1 pseudogene is annotated in these 373 nt (G+C 41.0%); it reads right to left on the reverse strand.

Annotated elements, in window-relative coordinates:
* Positions 1-373, reverse strand: a pseudogene (locus tag C1G53_RS06450) (endonuclease); the annotation flags it as partial.

Raw genomic sequence — 373 nt, forward strand, 5'->3', positions numbered from 1 at the left:
AAGAAAATGTAATCCAATCGTTTTTCCTGACTGTGACCAGCCCAGCCATCGATAGCCTTTTCAACCGTAATCCCCTGGTCTTTTTCCATCGCTAGATTATATGAATCATAAAGACCGAGCTCTGTAATCGCTTCGTAGGCCTCTCGATCTGAGAAGGCATCGGTATTAAAATCTCCCATAAGAATCTTAAAACGTCTATTGCCAGTCCGTTCCACAATCGTACGAATGTTATCAAGCTGGTCTTCCTCTTCACTCCCTGGAAGATTGATGTGACAAGAATACAGGTCGATCAACTGGTCTTGATAGAAGACCGTCAATCCCATAATTTTTCGTGATAGGATGGAATCAATAGATTTATTCTGACTACAATAAA

It is taken from the genome of Streptococcus suis, from assembly GCF_002960445.1.
In the GTDB taxonomy this organism is placed as follows: Bacteria; Bacillota; Bacilli; order Lactobacillales; family Streptococcaceae; genus Streptococcus; species Streptococcus hyiners.